The organism is Adhaeribacter terreus, assembly GCF_042657365.1.
GTDB classification, from domain to species: Bacteria; Bacteroidota; Bacteroidia; order Cytophagales; family Hymenobacteraceae; genus Adhaeribacter_A; species Adhaeribacter_A terreus.
This window is the reverse complement of record NZ_JBHSKT010000002.1, coordinates 317921-339999: the sequence shown is the minus strand read 5'-3', so window position 1 is coordinate 339999 and position 22079 is coordinate 317921. Positions and strand designations below refer to the sequence as shown.

At 45.1% G+C, this 22079-nt stretch carries 18 protein-coding genes; 13 read left to right on the top strand and 5 right to left on the bottom strand.

Features of this window, described 5'->3' with window-relative positions; translation table 11 throughout:
• On the bottom strand, nucleotides 1–900 hold the full coding sequence (locus ACFPIB_RS04390; RefSeq protein WP_378016217.1) for a hypothetical protein: 900 nt from the start codon (nucleotides 898–900) through the stop codon (nucleotides 1–3).
• A 399-nt stretch (nucleotides 901–1299) separates the two neighbouring features.
• Here ACFPIB_RS04390 and ACFPIB_RS04385 point away from each other — a divergent pair, with 399 nt between their 5' ends.
• The 4 genes from ACFPIB_RS04385 to ACFPIB_RS04370 all read left to right on the top strand — a co-directional run bounded on the left by ACFPIB_RS04385 (nucleotide 1300) and on the right by ACFPIB_RS04370 (nucleotide 9864).
• The gene (locus tag ACFPIB_RS04385; protein ID WP_378016216.1) at nucleotides 1300–2757 is read left to right on the top strand and encodes an aminoacyl-histidine dipeptidase; all 1458 of its coding nucleotides are present in this window, start codon (nucleotides 1300–1302) and stop codon (nucleotides 2755–2757) included.
• A gap of 461 nt (nucleotides 2758–3218) precedes the next feature.
• Nucleotides 3219–6026, top strand: coding sequence for an Ig-like domain-containing protein (locus ACFPIB_RS04380; RefSeq protein WP_378016215.1), 2808 nt, complete (start codon nucleotides 3219–3221; stop codon nucleotides 6024–6026).
• Nucleotides 6027–6503: 477 nt separating this feature from the next.
• On the top strand, nucleotides 6504–9038 hold the full coding sequence (gene hrpB / locus ACFPIB_RS04375) for an ATP-dependent helicase HrpB (protein ID WP_378016214.1): 2535 nt from the start codon (nucleotides 6504–6506) through the stop codon (nucleotides 9036–9038).
• A 100-nt stretch (nucleotides 9039–9138) separates the two neighbouring features.
• A complete protein-coding gene (locus tag ACFPIB_RS04370) occupies nucleotides 9139–9864 on the top strand; it encodes a TonB family protein (RefSeq protein WP_378016213.1) in 726 nt (241 codons plus the stop codon).
• Between the two features lie 112 nt (nucleotides 9865–9976).
• Here the strand turns inward: ACFPIB_RS04370 and ACFPIB_RS04365 are convergent, their stop codons facing one another.
• Entirely contained in the window at nucleotides 9977–10996 is a 1020-nt protein-coding gene (locus tag ACFPIB_RS04365; protein ID WP_378016212.1) for an SDR family NAD(P)-dependent oxidoreductase, read from the bottom strand.
• A gap of 496 nt (nucleotides 10997–11492) precedes the next feature.
• Here ACFPIB_RS04365 and ACFPIB_RS04360 point away from each other — a divergent pair, with 496 nt between their 5' ends.
• Both ACFPIB_RS04360 and ACFPIB_RS04355 read left to right on the top strand, forming a co-directional pair.
• Nucleotides 11493–11858, top strand: coding sequence for a hypothetical protein (locus ACFPIB_RS04360; protein WP_378016211.1), 366 nt, complete (start codon nucleotides 11493–11495; stop codon nucleotides 11856–11858).
• A gap of 330 nt (nucleotides 11859–12188) precedes the next feature.
• The gene (locus tag ACFPIB_RS04355) at nucleotides 12189–12560 is read left to right on the top strand and encodes a hypothetical protein (protein WP_378016210.1); all 372 of its coding nucleotides are present in this window, start codon (nucleotides 12189–12191) and stop codon (nucleotides 12558–12560) included.
• Nucleotides 12561–12616: 56 nt separating this feature from the next.
• Here the strand turns inward: ACFPIB_RS04355 and ACFPIB_RS04350 are convergent, their stop codons facing one another.
• Nucleotides 12617–12931: a hypothetical protein gene (locus ACFPIB_RS04350; protein ID WP_378016209.1), complete on the bottom strand. Its 315-nt coding sequence runs from the start codon at nucleotides 12929–12931 to the stop codon at nucleotides 12617–12619.
• Between the two features lie 295 nt (nucleotides 12932–13226).
• Between ACFPIB_RS04350 and ACFPIB_RS04345 the strand changes: the two genes are divergently transcribed.
• The 4 genes from ACFPIB_RS04345 (at nucleotide 13227) to ACFPIB_RS04330 (ending at nucleotide 16645) form a co-directional block, all read left to right on the top strand.
• A complete protein-coding gene (locus ACFPIB_RS04345; protein WP_378016208.1) occupies nucleotides 13227–13610 on the top strand; it encodes a hypothetical protein in 384 nt (127 codons plus the stop codon).
• Nucleotides 13611–13747: 137 nt separating this feature from the next.
• A complete protein-coding gene (locus ACFPIB_RS04340; protein ID WP_378016207.1) occupies nucleotides 13748–15061 on the top strand; it encodes an NAD(P)/FAD-dependent oxidoreductase in 1314 nt (437 codons plus the stop codon).
• A gap of 26 nt (nucleotides 15062–15087) precedes the next feature.
• Nucleotides 15088–15312 carry a hypothetical protein gene (locus tag ACFPIB_RS04335; RefSeq protein WP_378016206.1) on the top strand — a complete coding sequence of 75 codons (225 nt, stop codon included), beginning with the start codon at nucleotides 15088–15090 and terminating at the stop codon, nucleotides 15310–15312.
• The gene (locus tag ACFPIB_RS04330) at nucleotides 15269–16645 is read left to right on the top strand and encodes a 4Fe-4S binding protein (protein ID WP_378016205.1); all 1377 of its coding nucleotides are present in this window, start codon (nucleotides 15269–15271) and stop codon (nucleotides 16643–16645) included. Before ACFPIB_RS04335 ends, ACFPIB_RS04330 begins: the two co-directional genes overlap by 44 nt.
• A gap of 46 nt (nucleotides 16646–16691) precedes the next feature.
• Here the strand turns inward: ACFPIB_RS04330 and ACFPIB_RS04325 are convergent, their stop codons facing one another.
• Both ACFPIB_RS04325 and ACFPIB_RS04320 read right to left on the bottom strand, forming a co-directional pair.
• Nucleotides 16692–17705: an alpha/beta fold hydrolase gene (locus tag ACFPIB_RS04325; protein ID WP_378016204.1), complete on the bottom strand. Its 1014-nt coding sequence runs from the start codon at nucleotides 17703–17705 to the stop codon at nucleotides 16692–16694.
• A gap of 182 nt (nucleotides 17706–17887) precedes the next feature.
• On the bottom strand, nucleotides 17888–18352 hold the full coding sequence (locus tag ACFPIB_RS04320) for a peroxiredoxin (protein ID WP_378016203.1): 465 nt from the start codon (nucleotides 18350–18352) through the stop codon (nucleotides 17888–17890).
• A gap of 126 nt (nucleotides 18353–18478) precedes the next feature.
• On the opposite strand from ACFPIB_RS04320, the gene ACFPIB_RS04315 reads away from it, so the two are divergent.
• The 3 genes from ACFPIB_RS04315 (at nucleotide 18479) to ACFPIB_RS04305 (ending at nucleotide 22053) form a co-directional block, all read left to right on the top strand.
• Nucleotides 18479–19171: a glycosyltransferase family 2 protein gene (locus ACFPIB_RS04315; RefSeq protein WP_378016202.1), complete on the top strand. Its 693-nt coding sequence runs from the start codon at nucleotides 18479–18481 to the stop codon at nucleotides 19169–19171.
• A gap of 66 nt (nucleotides 19172–19237) precedes the next feature.
• Nucleotides 19238–20710: a cellulose synthase family protein gene (locus ACFPIB_RS04310; RefSeq protein WP_378016201.1), complete on the top strand. Its 1473-nt coding sequence runs from the start codon at nucleotides 19238–19240 to the stop codon at nucleotides 20708–20710.
• Nucleotides 20707–22053 carry an MptA/MptB family glycosyltransferase gene (locus ACFPIB_RS04305; protein WP_378016200.1) on the top strand — a complete coding sequence of 449 codons (1347 nt, stop codon included), beginning with the start codon at nucleotides 20707–20709 and terminating at the stop codon, nucleotides 22051–22053. The genes ACFPIB_RS04310 and ACFPIB_RS04305 overlap by 4 nt, the downstream gene beginning before the upstream one ends.
• Nucleotides 22054–22079: the final 26 nt, after the last annotated feature.

The window sequence follows — 22079 nt, the reverse complement described above, 5'->3', positions numbered from 1 at the left end:
TTAAGCTTGTAAAAAGGCTTTTTTAAATTGTTCGGCCAGCACCGAAATGGCGTATTCCTGGTCCGGTTTGCTGGTATTGGCCGGCGGGCCCTGCGGCGTATTGTTCACATCTACAATGTAAATTTTGCCGTCGTCTTTGTTTCTTAAAACATCCAGCTCGCCAAATTCCAGGTTCACTTTCCGGCAAAAGGCATTGATCTTCGCAATTTCCTCCTGGCTAAACACTTTTTCAGTCGAAATGACTACCGTTTTCACGGTCGTATTTTTGAAACGTTCGCTTATATCGCGGTATTTCAGGTAAACGAACGGCACCACTTCTTTTACCACCGGCACTCTGATATCTTCTACCTGCGTTTCGTTGTGCTGGTTATTGATCAGGATCTGGTAAATAAATCCCGGCTCTGCTTGTTTCAGCGGCTGCGTTAAAACTTTGCCATCGTGCAGCGCATTGGTATCGTTCTTTTGCACATATTTTCCCTGAAAAGTAGTTGGGTCGATGCGCGTACCGTAGCCAAAAACGCTGGTAAAAGCTTCATCTACGTACAATTTACTGATGTCGCGGCTGTATAGATTTACTACTTTCTGTTGGTTAGCCAGTTCTTCCAGCGGCCCGAATTCCTGCCGGTGCGTTGCATATTCCCAATAAACAGCTGCTTCAGCATTTGCATCGAGCCGGTTGGTGAGGTTGTAATTCAGGTGTTTGGCAATTTTATAAAGCGTGGCGCCCCGGCTCGGGTAATGCGGAAACGCTATGATCGTCTTTTCCTTAAAACCGTTCTTCAGAAAATTGACAGATTCGGTAAATGCATAACCCAGGTCTTTGGTCAGCATTTCGAAAACCGGCATGCCTTTGCGGTATTTGTTCTTAATTCCCCGGCGGTATTTTGGCAGAAAGTACATAGCGTTTCAGGTAAAAAAAGCGCAAACCAAAACCGCTTACGCCAAAGCAAAGATAGGTTTAATTTTGAAAAGCGTTGTTTGCCAAAACGCTATCAGTTTCGGGCTGAAAACTATTTTGCGCTTCAAAATTAAACTTATAACCACTTATTTGCTTCGGTATTTCCATTAATCTGCCAAGCTCCTTACCTTTAGCCTTGATTAATGAATAGTAATTCGTTGATGTCATCCTAAGCGTTAGCGAAGGACCTCGCCGGCGGGCAGCAGAAAAGCCAGGAACAACGGTCTTACTAAACGCCGATAAGTTGTTTCGCTAGCACTCAACATGACAGCATTTTATTGAATAACTGAGAACTAATCAATATGCATTAATCACTGATTACTAGAAAAAAAAATAAAACTATGAGTACAGAAATAAAAAACCTCGAGCCGCAAGCCATGTGGCGCAACTTCGCCGATCTAAACGCCGTGCCACGCCCAAGCAAAAAAGAAGAACGTGTGATCCAGTTCATGCTAGATTTCGGAAAGAAACTGGGTTTGGAAACGATCAAAGACGAAATCGGAAACGTGATCATTAAAAAACCGGCCACGCCGGGCATGGAAAACCGTAAAACCGTGCTGCTGCAAAGCCACCTGGATATGGTGCACCAGAAAAACGCCGATACCGATTTCGATTTCAACTCCCAGGGCATTGACATGTTCGTGGAAGGCGATTTTGTACGCGCCAAAGGCACCACGCTGGGAGCTGATAACGGCATTGGTGTAGCTTCGATCATGGCTATTCTGGAATCGAAAGATATTGAGCATCCGGCCATTGAAGCGCTTTTTACGATTGACGAAGAAACCGGCATGACCGGCGCATTGGGTTTGAAAGGCGGTTTATTGAAAGCTGACATCATGCTGAACCTGGATACCGAAGACGATCGCGAATTAACCATTGGATGCGCCGGCGGTGTGGATATTACCGCTATCGGTTCTTACCAATCCGAAGCCGTTTCCGGCAACGCGAAAGGCTACAAGCTCAGCGTAAAAGGTTTAACCGGCGGACATTCTGGTATGGATATTCATTTGGGACGCGGCAACGCCAATAAACTCATGAACCGCCTGTTATTTGAAGGTTCGGAGGAATTTGGTTTGCGCATTGGCGCTATAGACGGCGGCAGTCTCAGAAATGCCATTCCGCGCGAATCTTTTGCCCTGCTTTCGGTTCCGGAAAATATGGCCGCCGATTTCCACGAATTTATTGTAGAAATGGCGGAAATCCTGAAAAACGAATATGCCACCACCGATCCCAACCTTGCTGTAACGCTGGAAGAAACCGAAGCGCCGGCCCAGGTACTTCCTTTAGATTTTCAGAGCAAATTATTGCGCGCCATTTACGCTTGCGCCAACGGCATTTACCGCATGGATTCCAACATTGCCGGCCTGGTGCAAACGTCTAACAACCTGGCCCGCGTGCTAGTGAAAGATGGTACGTATTCGTTGCAATGCCTTACCCGCAGCTCCGTAGATTCCGAGAAAATGGACCTGGCGCAAGCTATTCAAAGTGCATTCGAACTGGCCGGTGCCAAAGTAGATTTCAAAGGATCTTATCCGGGCTGGACGCCGCGTCCGGGTTCTTCTATTGTGAAACTGATGAGCGAACTTTACCGCGAAATGTATAAAGAAGAGCCGCACGTAAACGCCTGCCACGCCGGTCTGGAATGCGGCATTGTGGGCGGCAACTACCCGGAAATGGAAATGATCTCCTTCGGCCCCAACATTACCGGCGCCCACTCTCCCGACGAAAAAGTGCAGATCAGCTCGGTGCAGAAATACTGGAATTTCCTGCTGGAAACCCTGAAACGCATTCCGGCTTAAGCCTTTTTAAGCCCGAAACGATAGCGTTTTTGCAAAAGCCGCAGCCTAAGGGTTGCGGCTTTTTTGTTGCCTTTATGGTGAAAAGTCCCCTTTGGAGGGGGTAGGGGGAGGACAGAAGAATTATCTGGTAAATAAAGAATTTCAATAAACAAAAATCCTCCCCCTACCCCCTCCAAAGGGGGACTGTAAAATTCAAACCATTCAGGATATCCATTCGCGGAGGAAAAATGAGAAAAACCGGAAGGCCGAATTCTTAATTTTGTACAATAACTCAGAAGCAGCGCAGGATATCGGCAGTAGCAAGGAAGTATAAAGGCACTATAAAGGATCTCCGAACCTACCCTTATGCCAGCAAACTTAGATATGTACAATATTACCACTAACATTTTTAAGGCTATGTTATTTTACAGATCTTTCTTAACTTGCACACACTTAACCAATAATGCCTTTCCTGAAACCTTATGAAAAAAATGATACGACTCGCATTTCTTGCTGCTTCTTTTTTTGTCACCGAAACAACCTTGCTAGCTCAGACTGCCCCGACTATTGCCTGGGATAAAACTTTTGGCGGAAGTTTAGATGATAGATTATATGATATGAAGCCAACTTCTGATGGCGGTTATATTCTGGGGGGCTGGTCAAAATCAGGAATTACGGGCGACAAGTCACAAGTGAATAGAGGTCCAAATACTACTCATGACTATTGGATTGTAAAAACAGATGCCAACGGAGTAAAGCAATGGGATAAAACCTTTGGCGGTGATAATATTGATCTGCTACAATCTGTTTTACAGACTGCTGACGGAGGCTATATTTTAGGAGGGTGGTCATCATCTGGTCAAACCGGGGATAAAAGTCAGCCGAACAAAAGCTCTACAGGTTCCGAAGATTTTTGGATTGTAAAGATTGATGCTTTAGGTAATAAACAATGGGATAAAACTTTTGGAGGAAGTAATGGAGACCAATTAGTAAACATAATTAATTCTTCTGACGGAGGGTATATTTTGGCTGGGACTTCAACTTCATCTATTTCAGGTGATAAAAGTTCCCCACTATCTGGAGTAAGTGATTTTTGGATCGTTAAAATTGATGCAACTGGAAATAAGATTTGGGATAAAACTTTCGGTGGAACTGCTGGTGATGACCTGTATGATATAGTTCAAACTACTGATGGCGGATATATTTTAACAGGAATATCTGATTCTCCTATAGGAGGACATAAAAGCGAAGCACATCGCGGGGGCAATTCAGATTATTGGATAGTTAAAATCGATGCATTAGGTAATAAGCAATGGGATAAAACTTTTGGAGGAAGTTCAGATGACAGACCGTTCGGAATTCAACAGTCACCCGATGGTGGCTATGTTGTGAATGGTTGGTCAAACTCAGGGATAAGTGGAGATAAAAGCCAGGCATCAAAAGGTGGTGCTGATTATTGGGTTATTAAAACTGATGCATTAGGAAGCAAAATTTGGGACAGAACATTTGGAGGTTTGTATCACGATTATGGTAACTCCGTTGAGCTTACTGTTGATGGAGGATTTGTTATAGGCGGAAGTGCCCAATCTGGTATTTCAGGGGATAAAACACAAGCAAATTTCGGAAGCACATTAGAATATGATTATTGGCTGGTTAAAGTCGATGCTTTAGGAAACAAAGTGTGGGATAAAACTTTGGGAGCAAGTGTAAATGAGAATCTTAATACTCTTATTCGAACAATTGATAATGGCTTAGCAGTAGGCGGTTATTCCAATTCAAACGCAAACGGTACCAAAACTCAAGCATCTCAAGGAAGTTATGATTATTGGGTAGTAAAACTAAACCCAACCTGTGCGGACCTGACAGCTACATTAACACCAACTTGCGGCACATCCGGCACCAATGTTAACATTAATGTTACCGGCATTCAGCCAGTTACTACCGGCACGCCTTCCTGGACTTTAACTTATACTGTAAACGGCGTTACCCAAACTGCTACCGGCACTACCAATACCTTCTCTCTGGCAACCAATGCAGCCGTAGGTACGGTTTATTCTTTGGTAAGCATCATTTCCGGCACTTGTACCAATAATTTAACCGGCTCTTTCACGGTTCAGGCTGTTCCATCGGCTCCAACGGTTACGCCTGGTAACAGCTGCGGCACCGGCACCGTTACTTTATCGGCTTCCGGCGCACCAGCCGGCGGCAATTACATTTGGTACGATGCTGCCACTGCCGGAAATGTATTGCAAACCAACACTACCGATACTTTCACTACGCCAAGCTTAACGGCCAGCGCCACGTACTACGTAGCTTTAACCAATAATGCCGGCTGCGAAAGTCCGCGCACCCCGGTAACGGCTACCATCACTAATTTAACCGTTACTACTGGTCCCGCTCAAACCCTTTGCGAAGGAGCGCCGCCGGTACAGTTAACCGGAAACCCATCAGGTGGCACCTGGGCCGGCCCGGGTGTATCAGTTTCGGGCTTATTCACACCTCCCAGCACTACAGTTGGCACGCATACCTTAACTTATACTGTTACCCAAAACGGCTGCACTGATTCGACAACGCAAACAATTATTGTAACTCCGGTACCGGTTATTAATGCCGGCCAAAACGATACTGTTTGCGCTGATGCCGCCCCATTCCAACTGACTGGTTTTAGTCCGGCTGGCGGAACCTGGTCAGGCCCGGGCGTAAATGCAACGGGCTTGTTCACGCCAACTACAGCTTTAGCAGGAACACAAAACTTAATGTATTCGGTAACCCAGAACGGTTGCCTTACTTTCGATTATAAACTGGTAGTTATTCCAACGCCACCCGTTCAGCCGGTTATTTCCCTGCACTCCGCCGATACGCTAATTGCTTCCACCACCGGCAGCAGCTACGAATGGAAATACAACAATACCGTTTTACCAACTACCACGCAGAAACTGAAAGTAACCACTTCCGGAACCTACGCCGTTCGCGTGAAAGATGCCGCTAACTGCGCTTCCCTTTTCTCAGCAGATTACATCTATACTGTTTCCGGCCTGAAAGAAGAACTGCAAAACAGCTTTAGCCTCTATCCAAACCCAACTTCCGGCTTCCTGACTTTAGAACTTTCAACCGCCCAGTCGGCCGAAGTAACCATCTTCAATGCTTTAAGTCAGCAAATATTGCACAAAACGGTAGCCAAAACCGAAGAAAAAGTGCAGTTTGATCTAAGCAAAGTTGCCAAAGGCATTTACCTGGTACAAGTGCAAACCGAGAAGCAGGTTGTAGTGAAGAAAATTGTGGTGGAGTAAACTTTAAACTTACTTTTTCAGCCCGAAACGATAGCGTTTTTGCAAAAGCCGCAGCCTGAGGGTTGCGGCTTTTTTGTTAGGGGAAATGTGGCTTTGGTAAAAATAGCAACCGACTGAGCTACAAATAAATGCTGCTACCCTGAAATCAACCACCCCCAACCCCTCCTGTCCAGGCGGGGAGCTTTGCTTTGCTGCTACTTTTGAGTTTTAGAGGCTTTTAGTATAGCGTTTTACCAATTTACAATTTATGAAAATCAAAGGTTATGAAAGACTTTTAGAAGTACAATCTGGCTACGAACAAGCTCCCCGCCTGGACAGGAGGGGCCGGGGGTGGTTGACTTGTGTGCTATGAAAAACAATAACCTTCTTTACAAATTCCGCAGCCTAAACCGAAGCCACCTACTTTCCACCTAAAAACGCTATCCTTTTCGACCAAAAAACCCGAAATGCCACCTCCCTCCTACGTATCTTTGCCTTATGAATTTCGATGCGCTGCCCGAATTGCCTGTAAAAAACGTCCTGCCCGAACTGCTGAAAAGCCTGGAAAACCACCCGCGTTTAGTGCTGGAAGCGCCGCCCGGTGCCGGTAAAACCACGCTTGTGCCGCTGGCTTTGCTGCAAAGTTCCTGGTTGGGCACCGGCAAAATTATTATGCTCGAGCCGCGCCGTTTAGCTGCCAAAGCTGCCGCGCAACGCATGGCCGATCTGCTGGGCGAGAAACCCGGCCAGACCGTGGGCTACCGCGTGCGCATGGAAAAAGCCGTATCGGAACAAACTAAAATTGAAGTGGTTACCGAAGGCATTTTGACGCGCATGTTGCAGGATGACCCGACTTTGGAAAATGTTTCGGCCATTCTTTTCGATGAATTTCACGAGCGAAGTTTACAGGCTGATCTGGGTTTGGCGCTGGCTTTGGATGCCCAAAACGTACTTCGCTCAGACCTGCGTTTGGTGCTGATGAGTGCTACCTTGGATGTCACTTTTATCGGTGATTGGCTCGAAGCGCCCGTAATCACCAGCCAGGGCCGGCAATTCCCCATCGAAACGCAATACCTGCTTCCCGCTGAAATTGCCGCTGCCGGAAATCAACCTGCCAAACGCCTGACCGAACTCGTTCCGAAAACCATTCGCAAAGCCTTAAAAGAACATGCCGAAGGTGATATTCTGGTTTTCCTGCCAGGCTTAGGTGAAATGCGGCGCGTTGCGGAAATGCTGCAAAACAACCTGCCGGAAAACACCGATCTGCATTTATTGCACGGCGAACTGACCTTACAGCAACAACAAGCCGCTATAAAACCTGCACCAGCCGGAAAGAGAAAAGTAGTTTTAGCCACAAGCATTGCCGAAACCAGTTTAACCATAGAAGGCGTGCGCATGGTAATTGATGGTGGTTTTGCCCGCGTTCCGAAATTCATGCCACGTACCGGCTTAACTACTTTAGTAACAGTTCCGGTTTCGCAGGCAGCCGCCGATCAGCGCAGAGGGCGGGCCGGTCGTTTGGGTCCGGGTATTTGCTACCGCTTGTGGTCGGCGGCTGATCAGTTGCAACTTCCGGCGCACCTTTCCCCGGAAATTTGTGAAGCCGATCTGAGTAATCTGGCGTTGGAACTTTCGGTTTGGGGTGTGAAAGATATCAGTTCGTTGAAATGGCTCGATGTACCGCCGGCGGCTGCTTTGGCGCAGGCCCGCGACTTGCTTTTCCGCCTCGATGCTGTTTCGGAAAATGGCCAGCCAACCAATCATGGACGTGCGCTGGCAAAACTTGGGCTAAATCCAAGATTAGGTCATTTGGTAATGCGCGGACATGAATTGAATTTCGGCGCCACAGCCTGCGCATTAGCTTCTTTACTCGCTGAACGCGACATCCTGAAACCAGTTTCTGCCGAACGAACCGAGCCCAATCCGGACCTGCATTTGCGGCTCGAGTTCCTTTCCGGTAAAAGGCCGCACACGCCCGGTTTTCAAACCGATGAAAATGCCCTGCGCAGAATCCGGGAACAAGCCAGCCAACTGAAACAGCGGCTCGGAGAAAAGCAGCAACAGCTTCATCCCGATGCTGCTGGTTTGTTAACTGCTTTGGCTTATCCGGAACGCATTGCACAGCGCGAAAACTCGGGCATGGTGCGTTTGATTACCGGGCAAAGAGCTAAACTGGCCACCGAACTTTTTTCCGAAGCAGAATTTTACGGCATCGCGCATCTGGAAACTGGCAATAATCCGCGTGTGTTGCTGGCTGCGCCTTTAAGCAAAGCAGAATTGTTAGAGCATTTTGCTTCCCAAACCGAAAAAGTACAGGAAATAAAATGGGATGCGAATACGGAACGAATTGTAGCCCGGCAAATCACTAAACTCGGCGCGTTGATCCTGGAAGAAAGCGCGTTAGCCAAACCCGATGCCGATAAAATAGCCGAAGTGTTGCTGGAAGCGATCCGGGAAAAAGGAATTTCGCGGTTGCCCTGGAACGAGGAAGCCGCAAAAACCCGGCTGCGATTGACTTTTTTACATCAACTCGATCCGCAGAAATGGTCCGACGTTTCAGATGCTTATTTAACAGCTGAATTGGAAAACTGGCTGTTACCGCATCTGGTGGGTTTACGCAGCTGGAATGATATCTCCCGCTTAGATTTTAAAGAATTGCTGCTGGCAGACCTGAGCTGGGAACAACGCACCGAAATGGACCGCCTCGCTCCCTCCCATTTTGAAGTTCCGACGGGCTCCCGAATTCCACTGGATTATACCAAACCTGAAGCGCCAGTTTTAGCAGTTCGGTTGCAGGAAGTTTTCGGGATGCTGGAAACACCCAAAATTGGCGGTGGAAAAGTGCCGTTGCTCATGCATTTGCTTTCGCCGGCGCACCGGCCCGTACAGGTTACCAAGGATCTGCGCAGCTTCTGGAACAGCGGTTATTTCGAAGTCAGGAAAGATCTGCGTGGCCGCTACCCCAAGCACCACTGGCCCGAAGATCCGCTAAAAGCAGAACCGGTGCGGGGCGTAAAACGAAAACCCAAATAAGCATCCGTCACTTTTTAACGCTAAAAACATAGCGTTTTAGGAATTTTGCAAAAACAAAAACGGCATAGTTTATGAATGGAGCAAAGGATTTTACAACTCAATGAAATACTTCCTGCTTCTTATACTTTCCTGCATTCTTTTTACCGCTCATGCTCAAAAACGCACTTACCTCGACAAAAAGCTTAACCCCACTGCCGATTCTTTAACAGCCCGGTATTATCTGGTAACCAAACCCGTAAACGAAGATCAGGTTATCAAACAAATGTTTCTCCGGAGTGGCCGGCTCATTTCTGAAGAAGCTTTAAACCCGAGAAACAATACCAGGAATGGCATCTGGAATGAGTGGAATGAAGCAACTGGTAAACGCCGCCTAGAAGCCAATTACAAATCCGGGAAATTGAATGGTAGCTTCAGAACGTACTTTAAAAACGGCAAAGTACGCAGAGAAGACCTTTATAAAAGAGGCAAACTGATTTCCGGCAAATGCTTTACCAAAACCGGCAAAGACACCACTTATTATGCTTTTGAAACGCCGCCGGTTTTTCCGGGCGGGAACCAGGAGTTTTTTACATATCTGAAAACCAACTTAAAAAAGCTGGCTAAAAAAGAAGCGTATATCATGAAAAAAGCCTCCGGGCGTACGGTTGTCAAGTTTATGGTTGAAAGGGATGGCAGCGTTTCCGATGCCAAAATCATTAAAAGTGTAAATAAACGCTTAGACAATGAAGTTCTGAAGATCGTAAAGCAAATGCCTCGCTGGGAACCCGGCAAGCAAGAGGGAGTAGCCGTAAAAGTGCTGTTCACCTTACCGATCCGCTTTAATTAATTGATCTTAAGCAAAAGCTGTTAGAAGAAAATATCTTATAAAAAAGCCCGGTTAGCTTAACTGGGCTTTTTATTTGTAAAATGGTAGGGTTTCACGCTCAAAAAGTCGCAGATCAGAATTCGTTATTATCGAGCGCAGCTTTGGTGGCACGGGTTCTTAAATGTTTCGGCACCAACTCCGAATCGCTTTCCAGGCCAGTTTTCTCTGTTTTATCAGTGGTAGGACCGGGCAAAATATATTGGCTGGAAAGGCTTAAAATATCGGAGGTAAGTTCCGGAAAAATATCGTTGGCAAGGGCCAGCACGCGGGCGGGTAAATTAGTCAGCACCTCCGCTTCGCCGTAGCGGCAAGCTTCCACGATCTGGCGGGCTGTATTTTCTACACTGGAAGAAGTGAGTAAACTATTCCCCATGGCCGTAAACCAGGCATATTCCTTTTCCGCCTGCCCTTTCACCGAAATATTTACATTGCTGCCCGAGCGCGTTAAACCCGGATTGATAGTAATAATTTTAATGCCGTCTTTCTTAAGTTCATGCCGGAAACCGGTTGATAAACCAACCAACGCAAATTTGCTGGCGCTGTAAGGTACAATGTGAGGCACACTCACCTTTCCTCCAACCGATGCAATATTTACGATGCGGCCTTCGCCTCGGACTTTCATTTCCGGAATAACGCTGAGCATGGTAAATAAAGGCGCCCAGAAATGCGTATTCATAGCATTTTCGAAATCCTGCACCGTCATGGCTTCCAGCGGTCCGGCCTGAATGATACCGGCATTATTTATCAGCACATCTACCTGGCCGTAATGCGTTTTTACTTTTTGCATAAAGGCTTCTGCTTGTTGCCGGTTTGTCAGATCGCAGGGAACAGCCAACACTTCCGCACCCAACGCTGTTAATTCTTCTTCTGCAGTTTTGAGCTGGTGTTCGGTACGCGCGCAGATGGCAAGGCGGGCACCTTGTTCGGCTAAGATCCGGGCTATGGCTAAACCCAAGCCCCGCGAACCTCCGGTAATTACCACCACTTTGCCCTGAAAGGAATAGGCGTTTATTCTTTTTGAAACTGCCCGAAGCGCAAACAAGGCTCCGGCACTGGCTCCCAGCCAAAATAAAGAACGGTATTGTTTCTTCATATATATTAAACTTAAAGCCCGCAGCATTACGGAATTACCGTTTACGAAGTAAGCCTTCCTCAGGGTTTAAGCCAATATCACACAATAACACTGTTATTTATTGCTCAAAACGGTATGCTTTTTAACCTGAAAACTGCTTCCACATTGGTTTCAGGTTGGTTTATTGGTATTTAATTGTTCCAAAGTAAACTCTGAAGAAACCATAGTGAGCATTCAATTAATATAGAAGCGAAAATGAAAACCTAGCTCGGCATGCCTCTGAAAATAGCACAAAATCTATATTATAAATTCTGCTCAAATCGCAAAAATCACCATCACCCTGAGTTAGCTTGCAATACAAACCTGATTAAATGCAAGCACTAAAACAAAATAATTATATTTAAAAGCTTATTTACAACAACGGAAGGGCATTTTGGTGCGTTAAAGCTACAAAACAAAATATCTAAATTTAAAAACTATCCAATATTCGCTTTTGCATCTTTAAAAAACTTCCGATATGAAAAAACTTATTACTTCCGCCTTCTTTGCTTTTGCAGTTTTAACCGCCAGCGCTTCTAACGATCTATCCGAAATTAACAGCCAAGCCTCCGATATTGCTCGTCGCATGGCCAATCAGGTTGAACTGAATGAGATGGAATATATTCAGGTTAAAAAATATACTACCGAAAAACTTATTCGGGTAGCTCAGATAAAAGACATGTATAGCAACGACCGCGACATGATGAATAAAAAGATCATGGAAGAAGAATCGGCTTATACGCATCGCATTCAGAATCTTTTAACGGCCAAACAGTTCGAAACCTACGCAGCCCTATATAACAGCTTTAAAACGAACCTGACCATTATTGCTATCAGCGAATAAAAATCCGTTTGTGCAGTAAAAACTCAGTCTCCCGCCTTTTTTATTATTGCATAAAGGAAATTCTTCACAACTGCTTCTGCAACAAAACTTGAATAATTCAATTTTAACATATTTTGAACTTATTGTACAATATAAATCTATGTTGTTACTATTCCAGTAAATATTGTTATTTTCATTAATAAATTTCAAAATTTAATATTTTTATTAATATTTTGGAAAAACATGAAACTTCTTTTAACTTGTGTCGTTAAGCCAATTAAATACAATTAATTATAAAAATTGTTATTTTACCTTCGATCTCAACTACACACCTTAAAAAAACTTCCTATTATGAAAAATCTAACCATATTTCTGGCGTTTATCCTTTTGTGTACAACCGGAATCAGTTTTGCACAGGCTGGTGGTAATCTGGATGCCCGGGTTGCAACCGTAACCCGCAGCATGTCGGCCAATTTGGGTCTGAATGAAATGGATTACATCAAACTAAAAACACTCAACCATGACAACATGGTAAAAGCATCGGAGATCAATTCTCAATACCTGAATGATGCTACTTTGCGGGAAATGAAGATCAGCGAATTGCAGGCGGATTATGAAAATCAGCTGCGCGCTTTCTTAAGCCCGAAACAAATGGAAGCTTATATTGCCTATAAAGAGAATAAGCAAAATTATACCGCGTTTTCCGCCGAAGAATTGAAATAATTCAGATTGCAGAAAGGAAACAGAAAAGCCCCGTTAAAACGGGGCTTTTCTGTTTTTTATTTAATCTCGTCTTCGTCTCTTACCGGATTGTCATTGCTAAATTCACTGCCTTCGGCTTCAAAACCCGGACCAGCAGCATTTTCGCCGATATCGGTATGATTGTTAGCGCCGTAACCACTCACTTCGTCTCCGGCAATACAAAGGTTTTCAAGCTCATCTTTCTGATTATCGCGTTGCGTTTCGCCTCCCAAACCGATGTTGCGTTTAGAAGAAGGATCGCCAATGTTTCCGTTAGCCTGGTCGCGTTTAAAAGCCATATCCGATCTGTTCGTTCTGTTTTCGTGCCCTGGAGATTTTTCTTCGTTTTTCATACGGTTTTTTCTAAAGTAAAGTCCTTTATACGCATTTGCAGGTTGGCCGTTATGCTTATAAGTTAATGCGTGCGCTGGCATTCTGCTCTATTGTTTAAGCGTTTCTTCACCCACAATTTCAAGAGCGGCTCAACAAGATTGCACTTAATTTACTTGAGTATAGCACTCTGCCAACAACACCTCCAAAACGAGTTAAAATGGCTTAAAACGGCTTTATTTAAAGGAACAAGAGCTAGGTTCAGGCGTAAAAAACCTCAGTTCCGATAAACAAATCTAACGCTTAAAACATCTGGCTATGAAAACATTGCTTACATTATTCCTCAGTTTTTCCCTCGTTTCCCTTACACCGCTTATGGCCCAAAACCTGCAAGTTCAGGCTGAAAAAGAAACCCGGGATATGGCAAGCCGCTTAAACCTGAACGAAGGCGAATACCTGAAACTCAAAAAATTAAACCTTGAACGTCTTGAAAAAATTGCAGCCCTCGCTCAATTGCGTGAACAAGACAACCGCTATCTTGATCTGCGCTTAGACCAGATAGAAGAGCAATATGCAGCAAACATGTTTAACACCCTGAATACCAAACAATACAGTGCTTTCGTAGAATACCGTAAAGAACAACCTTATACGTATGCCGGACTGACTATGAAAAATAATACGGTAGCCCAAACGAAAGAGTAAATCCTTCCTTCATATATATATATTTTACCCAAAACGCCCTGAAGTTCTGTAAAGCTTCAGGGCGTTTATTTTTTACATTAAACCTCGCCGGAAACTAATTTTCAGTAACTTCACCGTGTTTAGTTTTCAGCATCTGCATGCACATTTTAATTATCGGCAACGGCATTGCCGGCGTTACGGCAGCACTCACAATTCGTAAACTTTCCGGTTTCCAGATCACGATCGTCTCCGGCGAGAATCCGCATTTTTATGCCCGTACCGCTCTTATGTATTTATATTTAGGGCAGATGCGGTACGCCGATATTAAACCTTACGAAGACTGGTTCTGGCACGAAAACAACATTTCTTTAAAACACGACTGGGTAAACGCTATCAATTTCAGGCAAAAAACTGCCTTGCTGGCTTCCGGTGAAAAAATAAGCTACGATAAACTTTTGCTGGCAACCGGCTCCAAAACTAACTTTCAGAACTGGCCCGGTCAGCATTTAAAAGGCGTACACGGTTTTTACCACTTACAGGATCTGCAAAACATTGAAACAGCTACTAAAAATTGCACCGCTGCCGTAATTGTAGGTGGTGGTCTGGTTGGCGTAGAACTGGCCGAAATGCTGCACGCAAGCAATATAAAAGTTACCATGCTGGTCCGCGACAATCATTACTGGGGGAAGAATTTACCACCGCAGGAAGCAAAACTGATCGAGAACCGCTTAGCTGAAAACGGTATCGAAATTCGGTTGAAAACTACTTTAAAGCATTTGGAAAGCGATGAAAACGGAAATGTTGGTGCAGCCATTACCGATCAGGATGAACGCATACTTTGCAGCTTTGCAGGCATTGCCACCGGCGTAATTCCGAATACAGATCTGGCAAAGACCTTTGGCATTGAAACGAACAAAGGCATTTTAGTGAATCCGTTTCTGGAAACCAGTCAGCCGGATGTTTTCGCCGCCGGCGATTGCGCGGAATTAAGTTTTGCCAACGCACGAATTGAACAACTCTGGTACACCGGCCGGATGCAGGGCGAAATTGCAGCGCATAATATCTGCGGAAAAAAAATTCCTTACGAACGCGGCATTCCGTACAATTCCGCTAAATTCTTCGACCTGGAATTACAAACGTATGGCAATGTAGTTCCTGATTCCGACCAAAACGAAAACAGCTTTTACTGGCAAAATGAAGCAGGCAACGCCAGTTTGCGCTTGAATTACGTAAACGATGAAGTAAAAAGCATAACCGGGTTTATAGCGTTGGGAATAAGATTGCGACAGGAAGTTTGCGAAAAATGGATCGGAGAAAAACGTCCTTTAATGTATGTGCTGCAACATTTAAAAGAAGCGAATTTTGATCCGGAGTTTCAGCGGCGCAACGAAAACGATATCTTGCTGGCCTTTAAAACCCAAAACCCGGAAATAGAATTGACCGCACTCAAAAAGAAATTGCGCTGGTTGTAAAAACTGCTTTGCCGGAAAAGAAACTTATGGACCTGAAAAAAATTTACAGCCCGCGCCACATGCACACATTCCAGGTAATTGCCGTTACCGGCCTTATCATGACGGCTTTAGCGCAACTGGTTTTAATGCTGGTAAAAAGGGATATTCCGAATTTTGAATGGCTTTATGTTTGCTGGCTCGCGCTTTACATTTTTGGTTTATTCCGGAATGTTTACGCCAAACCCCACAACGATCATCATCACCATCATTAAAAACGGTATGTTTTCCGGACCAAAAACCCAATTAGCCAAACCGAATGCCCGGCCGGCAACGTTACTCATCTTATTAAGTTTGGGTTTACTTGGTTATGGAGTTTTTACCCCGGAAAGGATACCGTTTTTAACTGAAACAGGCATTCTTTTATTCATCTGCAGCAGTTTCTGGCTTATTTTTCAGCGTTTCAGAAAAACGAATTCAGCAAATCTGCAACACGATACCTGGTTTCGAAACCTGACAATCCGGGGGATTTCAGCTTGGCTTTTAGGCGTGATCTTAACCGGATTTTACTTCATACTTTACTGGTTTCCGGAGAAACTGGAATTTCTGATCCGGGAATTCGATGGCCTGAGCCAGATGATGCGGAACAAAAATGCGGATCAATGGTTTTTGTACGGGGCTTTTTATACGCTGGCCGTAATCATCATGGGCATCCGCGCGCTGCTGAAGTACCGGCATAGCAAGTACCATTTACTTCGTACAGCAGTCAATATTTTCATTCAACTGGTTTTTGCCTTTCTGCTCCCGCATATTTTAGTGCTTTTCAACCAGCCCGAATTTTATTTCTCTTATTTCTGGCCGCTCAAATTCGAATATCTTTTCCCCGATACAGTTCATAATTTACTGGCGCAGCCTGGCGGGTTACCGGTTTTCATGGTTTTCTGGAGCGTTATACTATCTTTTCTGGCCACTCCGGTGTTTACCTATTTCTGGGGAAAACGCTGGTATTGCAGTTGGGTTTGCGGCTGCGGCGCGCTGGCCGAAACCGCCGGCGATCCGTTCCGCCATTTATCCGATAAAAGCCGCAAGGCCTGGCAACTGGAAGTAGCTATCCTATACCCGATCCTGGGCTTTGTGATCGTAACTACCGCTTTGCTCTGGCTTAATTCTTACCTGCAAGGCAGTTTATTGGGTTCGCTTTCCGCCGGATTTGCAAGTTCGTACGGTTTCTTTATTGGCATTATTTTTTCTGGCGTAATTGGCGTAGGATTTTATCCCATTTTTGGTTCCAGGGTTTGGTGCCGTTTTGGTTGCCCCATGGCCGCTTATTTAGGCTTACTGCAAAAGCATTTTTCGCGCTTCCGCATTACTACCAACGGCGGTCAGTGCATTTCCTGCGGCAACTGTTCCACTTATTGCGAAATGGGAATCGATGTGAAACAATACGCGCAGAAAGGAAAACCAATAATCCGGGCGGCTTGCGTGGGGTGCGGCATGTGTGCTACCGTTTGCCCGCGGGGCGTTTTAAAACTGGAAAATAAAAGCCCGAAAAACCGCTATGCTCCTACCCCTTTTTTTCACGCCGAAAACCTGCGGATCTTAGATTAAAGAATAATATTTCTGATCCGTTTTCTATCATTTCCCATTCCAAAAATCAATCCTTCAGAAATTTCAGCAACGCCTCATGAAACTGATCAGGTGCCTGCAAATGTGGGATATGACCGATACCTTTTAATTCAACCAGGCTGGCTTTGGGAATTGCTTTTGCCACTTTCTTACCTAACTGCGGGTATTGCCCCATTTGCTTTAATTTCTTCGGATCTTTTATCAGGCCCTTGCCAACAATGGTGCGGTCTTCCTGGCCAATTATGAGCAAAGTCGGTACTTTTATATCCGGAAATTCATACGAAACGGGCTGCTGGTAGATCATCTGGTACGTTAAGGCAGAAGCACGGGCAACCTTCGGAAAATCGGGATGGGGAATTTGCGCCGCCGGAACCCGCACCCACTCGTCAAATTCCGGTTTCCAGGTTGGGTAATAAGTTTTATGGTAATTCCGGATAGCGTTTTCCGAATTTTTCAATTCATTTTGATACGCCACATCCACACTTTGAAAAGGTACGCCGCGCCGGTAATCTTCCAGCCCGATCGGGTTTTCCAGGATCAGTTTTTCGGTTGCTTCCGGATACATTAACGCAAAACGGGTTGCCAGCATGCCACCCATAGAATGCCCCACCACCACTACCTTTTTTATCTCTAAAGTATCGAGCAGTTTTTTAGTATTCGCGGCTAACTGGTGAAAACTGTAATGCAGATCGGCCTTACTCGACTTTCCGAAACCGATCTGGTCCGGAACAATAACCCGGTACCCTTTTTCGGTTAAAAACTGAATGGTTTGTTTCCAGTAATCTCCGAAAAAGTTCTTGCCATGCAACAGCAAAATTACATGCGGTAGAGAATTCGTTCCGGCTGGCGCCACATCCATATAAGCCATTTTCAGGTGCTGGTTTTCCTGCTGAAGCGGCATGAACTTCACCGGAAAAGGATACGTGTAATTGCTCAGTTCGGCGTCGTAACTCGGGTTTATATTGTGCTTGATCTGCGCAAATGCACCGGTTGAGAATAGGCTTCCGGCAAAAAATAAAAGAAGAAATATACGTAGCTGCATGGTTCGGTTATGATAAAGCTACCAGCATTTACTTTATTAGTTTTCAAATAGTTGCCTGCAATACTTTTCTATTCGCAGAGAATTTACTACGAAAGCAAAAGCCCGGAAACCGTTTTGATACAGATATCCGGGCTTATAAAAGCAAACCTTAAAAACTAGCTTATAACCTTATGAGCAGAAAACTAAGCTTGTTTCTGCTGCAATTCTTTTATACAGTTCAGCGCACCGTTTACGTGTTCCAGCGGTTTCATAAGCGAATTGAAAGCATAACGGATCACGCCCTGCTGATCTATCACGTAAGTTACACGACCGGGAATAAGGCCGAGCGTGCGCGGCACTTTGTATTGTTTGCGAACCTGCCCATCGTTATCGCTGAGCAGAATGAACGGAAGCTGATGTTTGTTCGTAAACTCCTGATGAGAAGCCATATTATCGGAACTGATGCCTACTACTTCCGCACCTTGTTCCTTAAAAATTTCGTATTGATCGCGGAACGAACAGGCTTGCGCAGTACAGCCCCGGGTTTCGTCTTTGGGGTAAAAATAAAGCACTACATTGTTTTCGCGCAGCTTATCAGAAAGCTGAAACAGTTCGCCGGTAGTGGTCAATAATTTAAAATCGGGGGCTTTTTCTCCGGGTTGCAACATAAGTTTTTAAGTCTGAAAGAGTACAGTTTTTTATCAAAGCTAAACTGTTCCGGGCAAATTTGGTTTGCTTTCCGGCCGAATATATTAAAAAAAAATAGCATATTTGTTTAACAGAAACATCATTAAATGCCCAGGATCGCCGTTATCATTCCCGCATACAACGAAGCCAGCTCTATCGGCCACGTGCTGAAAGATATTCCTGGCGGGCTGGTTACGGAAATTATTGTGGTCGATAATAATTCTTCGGACGAAACAGCCAGTATTGCAAAAACCAACGGTGCCACAGTATTGTTTCAGCCGGAAAAAGGGTACGGAAATGCCTGTTTAGCAGGTTTGGCGTATCTCCGCAAAAAAACTTCGGAACAAAAACCCAATATCGTGGTTTTCCTGGATGGCGATTATTCCGATTACCCGGAAAGAATGCCTGAACTCCTTTACCCGATCCTGAACAACGATGCTGATCTGGTGATTGGCTCCCGCACGCTAGGTGAATCGGAAAGAGGCTCCATGACCATTCCGCAAATATTCGGCAACTGGCTGGCAACCAGGCTCCTGAAACGTTTCTATAAAGTAAAATTCACCGATCTTGGCCCCTTCCGTGCTATTCGTTACGATTGCCTGGAAAAGCTGAACATGCAGGACAAAACGTATGGCTGGACGGTAGAAATGCAACTGAAAGCCGCTAAAAACCGCTTCCGCTGCACCGAAGTTGCTGTTCCGTATCGCCGCCGCATTGGCAAATCTAAAATTTCCGGAACTATAAAAGGTGCCGTGCTGGCCGGTTACAAAATCCTGTACACACTTTTCCGCTACCGCTGAGTTTTTCCGCTCTAAACCATAGCGTTTTTTGCCCCTAATCTGCCCCATTCTTCCGATATTTGTTTCATGGCTTTGCAAGTTTTTCAGGTGTTTTTGTTGGGGGTATATTTTGCCTGTTTGCTGTTCATTTTCTGCTACAGCCTCATGCAACTGCATCTCACTTTCCTGTTCCGAAAATCGCAGAAGCAAGCCAAACCCGTTTTTCCAATTCCTGAAACCTGGCCTGACGTAACGGTACAATTACCCATTTACAACGAACGCTACGTGGTAGAACGCCTTCTGGAAGCGGTTTGCAAATTCAATTACCCAAACGAAAAACTACAGATCCAGGTTCTCGACGATTCTACCGATGAAACGGTAGGAATTATTGCCCAAAAAGTCGCGGCTTTTAAAGAACAGGGAATCAATATTGAACACGTTCGCCGGCCGGCCAGAACCGGTTTTAAAGCGGGCGCTTTGCAATATGGTTTACAACAAGCTACCGGCGAATTCATTGCTGTTTTCGATGCTGATTTTGTTCCTGAGCCCGATTTTCTTCGCCAGACCATACCGGCCTTTACTTCACCGGAAATTGGCGTAGTACAAACCCGTTGGGGCCATTTGAACGAGCATAATTCCATGCTTACCAGACTCCAGGCTTTCGGGTTGAACGCACATTTTACGGTAGAACAAAGCGGACGAAATTTCGGCAAACACTTCATTAATTTTAATGGCACGGCCGGCGTGTGGCGCGAAACCTGCATAGAAGCCGCCGGTGGCTGGGAAGCCGATACCCTCACCGAAGACCTGGACCTGAGTTACCGGGCGCAATTAAAAGGCTGGCAATTCAGATATTTACAAAACGTAGTTGTTCCGGCCGAATTACCTGCTTCCATGCCCGCCCTGAAACAACAGCAATACCGCTGGACCAAAGGTGCCGCCGAGACTGCCAAAAAACACCGGAACCTGCTTTGGAAAACCAAAACCGGCCGCGAAACCAAACTGCATGCCTGGTTCCATTTACTGAATAGCAGCGTTTATCTGTGCATTTTTCTGGCTTCGTTAATTAGTGTGGCGTTACTTTTTGCCGGCAATTCCATACCGTTTTCCGAAGATTTCTTCAGGTTATCGGCGGTATTTCTGAGCGGTTTCTTGGTGCTGGCATTTTTTTATTGGCTGGCTTATCTCGCAACAAATATGCAGGCAAAATGGTGGAATTTTTTGCCTCAGTTCTTCCTGTTTCTAACCTTTTCTATGGGGCTGGCTTTTTATAACGCCATAGCTGTTACAGAAGGTTACTTGGGCCGCAAAACGCCTTTCATCCGCACGCCCAAATTTAACCTGACGAATGAACAAAATAGCTGGCAAAAAACAGCTTATTCGCTCTCCGGAATTTCCGGCATAAACATAGCGGAAGGTTTACTCGCGTTGTTTTTCTGGTTTGCCATTTTTGCGGCATTTAAACTGCAGGATTTCCGGCTGTTGTACTTCCATTTCATGCTTGCGCTGGGTTACAGTCTGGTGTTTTTCTACAGCCTGAAACATAGTTTGGCCAAATGAAAAATCCCGTTCAAAAACCACTTTCATTGCTGTCATTGCTGGTTTCTGCGCTGGCTTATCTGGCATTGGGCTACACAGTTCCGCGCGAAAATTTTCTGGTTTTAACCGGTTTATTCGGTTTACTTTTTGGCATCTATTTTTATACTTTACGCAGTGAAATTTCGCTGAAAACAGGTTTAACATTTGCCTTCCTTTTCCGGTTGCTTCTGCTTTTTTCCGTTCCAGCACTTTCCGACGATTATTTCCGTTTTCTTTGGGATGGTCGCTTAATTGCAGCTGGTGAAAATCCGTTTCTGCACCTTCCCGATTTTTACGCTGCCGGTAGTTTCCGGCAAATTCCCGGCCTGGACGAAATACTTTTTAACGGACTGAATTCACCGCATTATTTTTCCGTTTATCCCCCGGTTTGCCAGTTCATTTTTGCGCTGCCTACTATCATAGATCCGGGAAACAATTTACTCGGAATTATGCTCATGCGCGGCTTCATTTTACTGGCAGAAGCGGGTTCGGTCTGGTTGCTTTTAAAGCTACTGAAAACGGTAGAGCTGGAAGCAAAGAAAGTATTGTGGTATGCATTGAATCCGCTCGTAATTATGGAACTGACCGGCAACCTGCACTTCGAAGCGCTGATGATCTTTTTTTCGTTGCTGGCCTTTTACTTTTACGATCAGAAACGCTACCATTTTTCTGCTATTTCATTGGCGTTGGCGGTCTGTTCCAAACTTTTGCCGCTTATTATTTTGCCTTTTTTATTTAAACGCTTAGGCCTGAAACAGTGGATTATTTTCTGCGCAATTACGGGTTTCACCTGCGTACTTTTATTCCTGCCGTTTGTAAATTCCGAGCTTATTGCACACTTTTCCAACAGCCTGAACCTTTATTTTCAGAAGTTCGAATTTAATGCGAGCGTGTATTATTTGCTTCGCGAAATAGGCTGGTATTTTTACGGATATAACCAGATTGCAAACCTCGGCCCGCTGCTTTCTTTCATTACTTTCTGCACCGTTATTGGTCTGGCTTTCCGCGAAAACAAACCTGTATTTACTGAACTTCCGAAGCTGTTTTTACTTGCCTTAACGGTGCATTTTCTGCTGGCAACTATTGTGCATCCGTGGTATATTACTACGCTCGTGGCCCTTTCCGTACTCGCCAATTCGCGCTATGCTATCGTTTGGTCGGCCCTGGCAATTCTCTCCTATTCTGCCTATCAAACCAAAGCGTACACTGAAAATCCATGGCTGTTAATGTTTGAATACGGTGGCTTGTTTACGGCAATTTTACTCGAAAAACGCTATGCTTTTGGCCTGAAAAACCCAGAGTTTGCAGCACAAAAAAACCGGTAAAGTTTACAAGCTTTACCGGTTTTGAT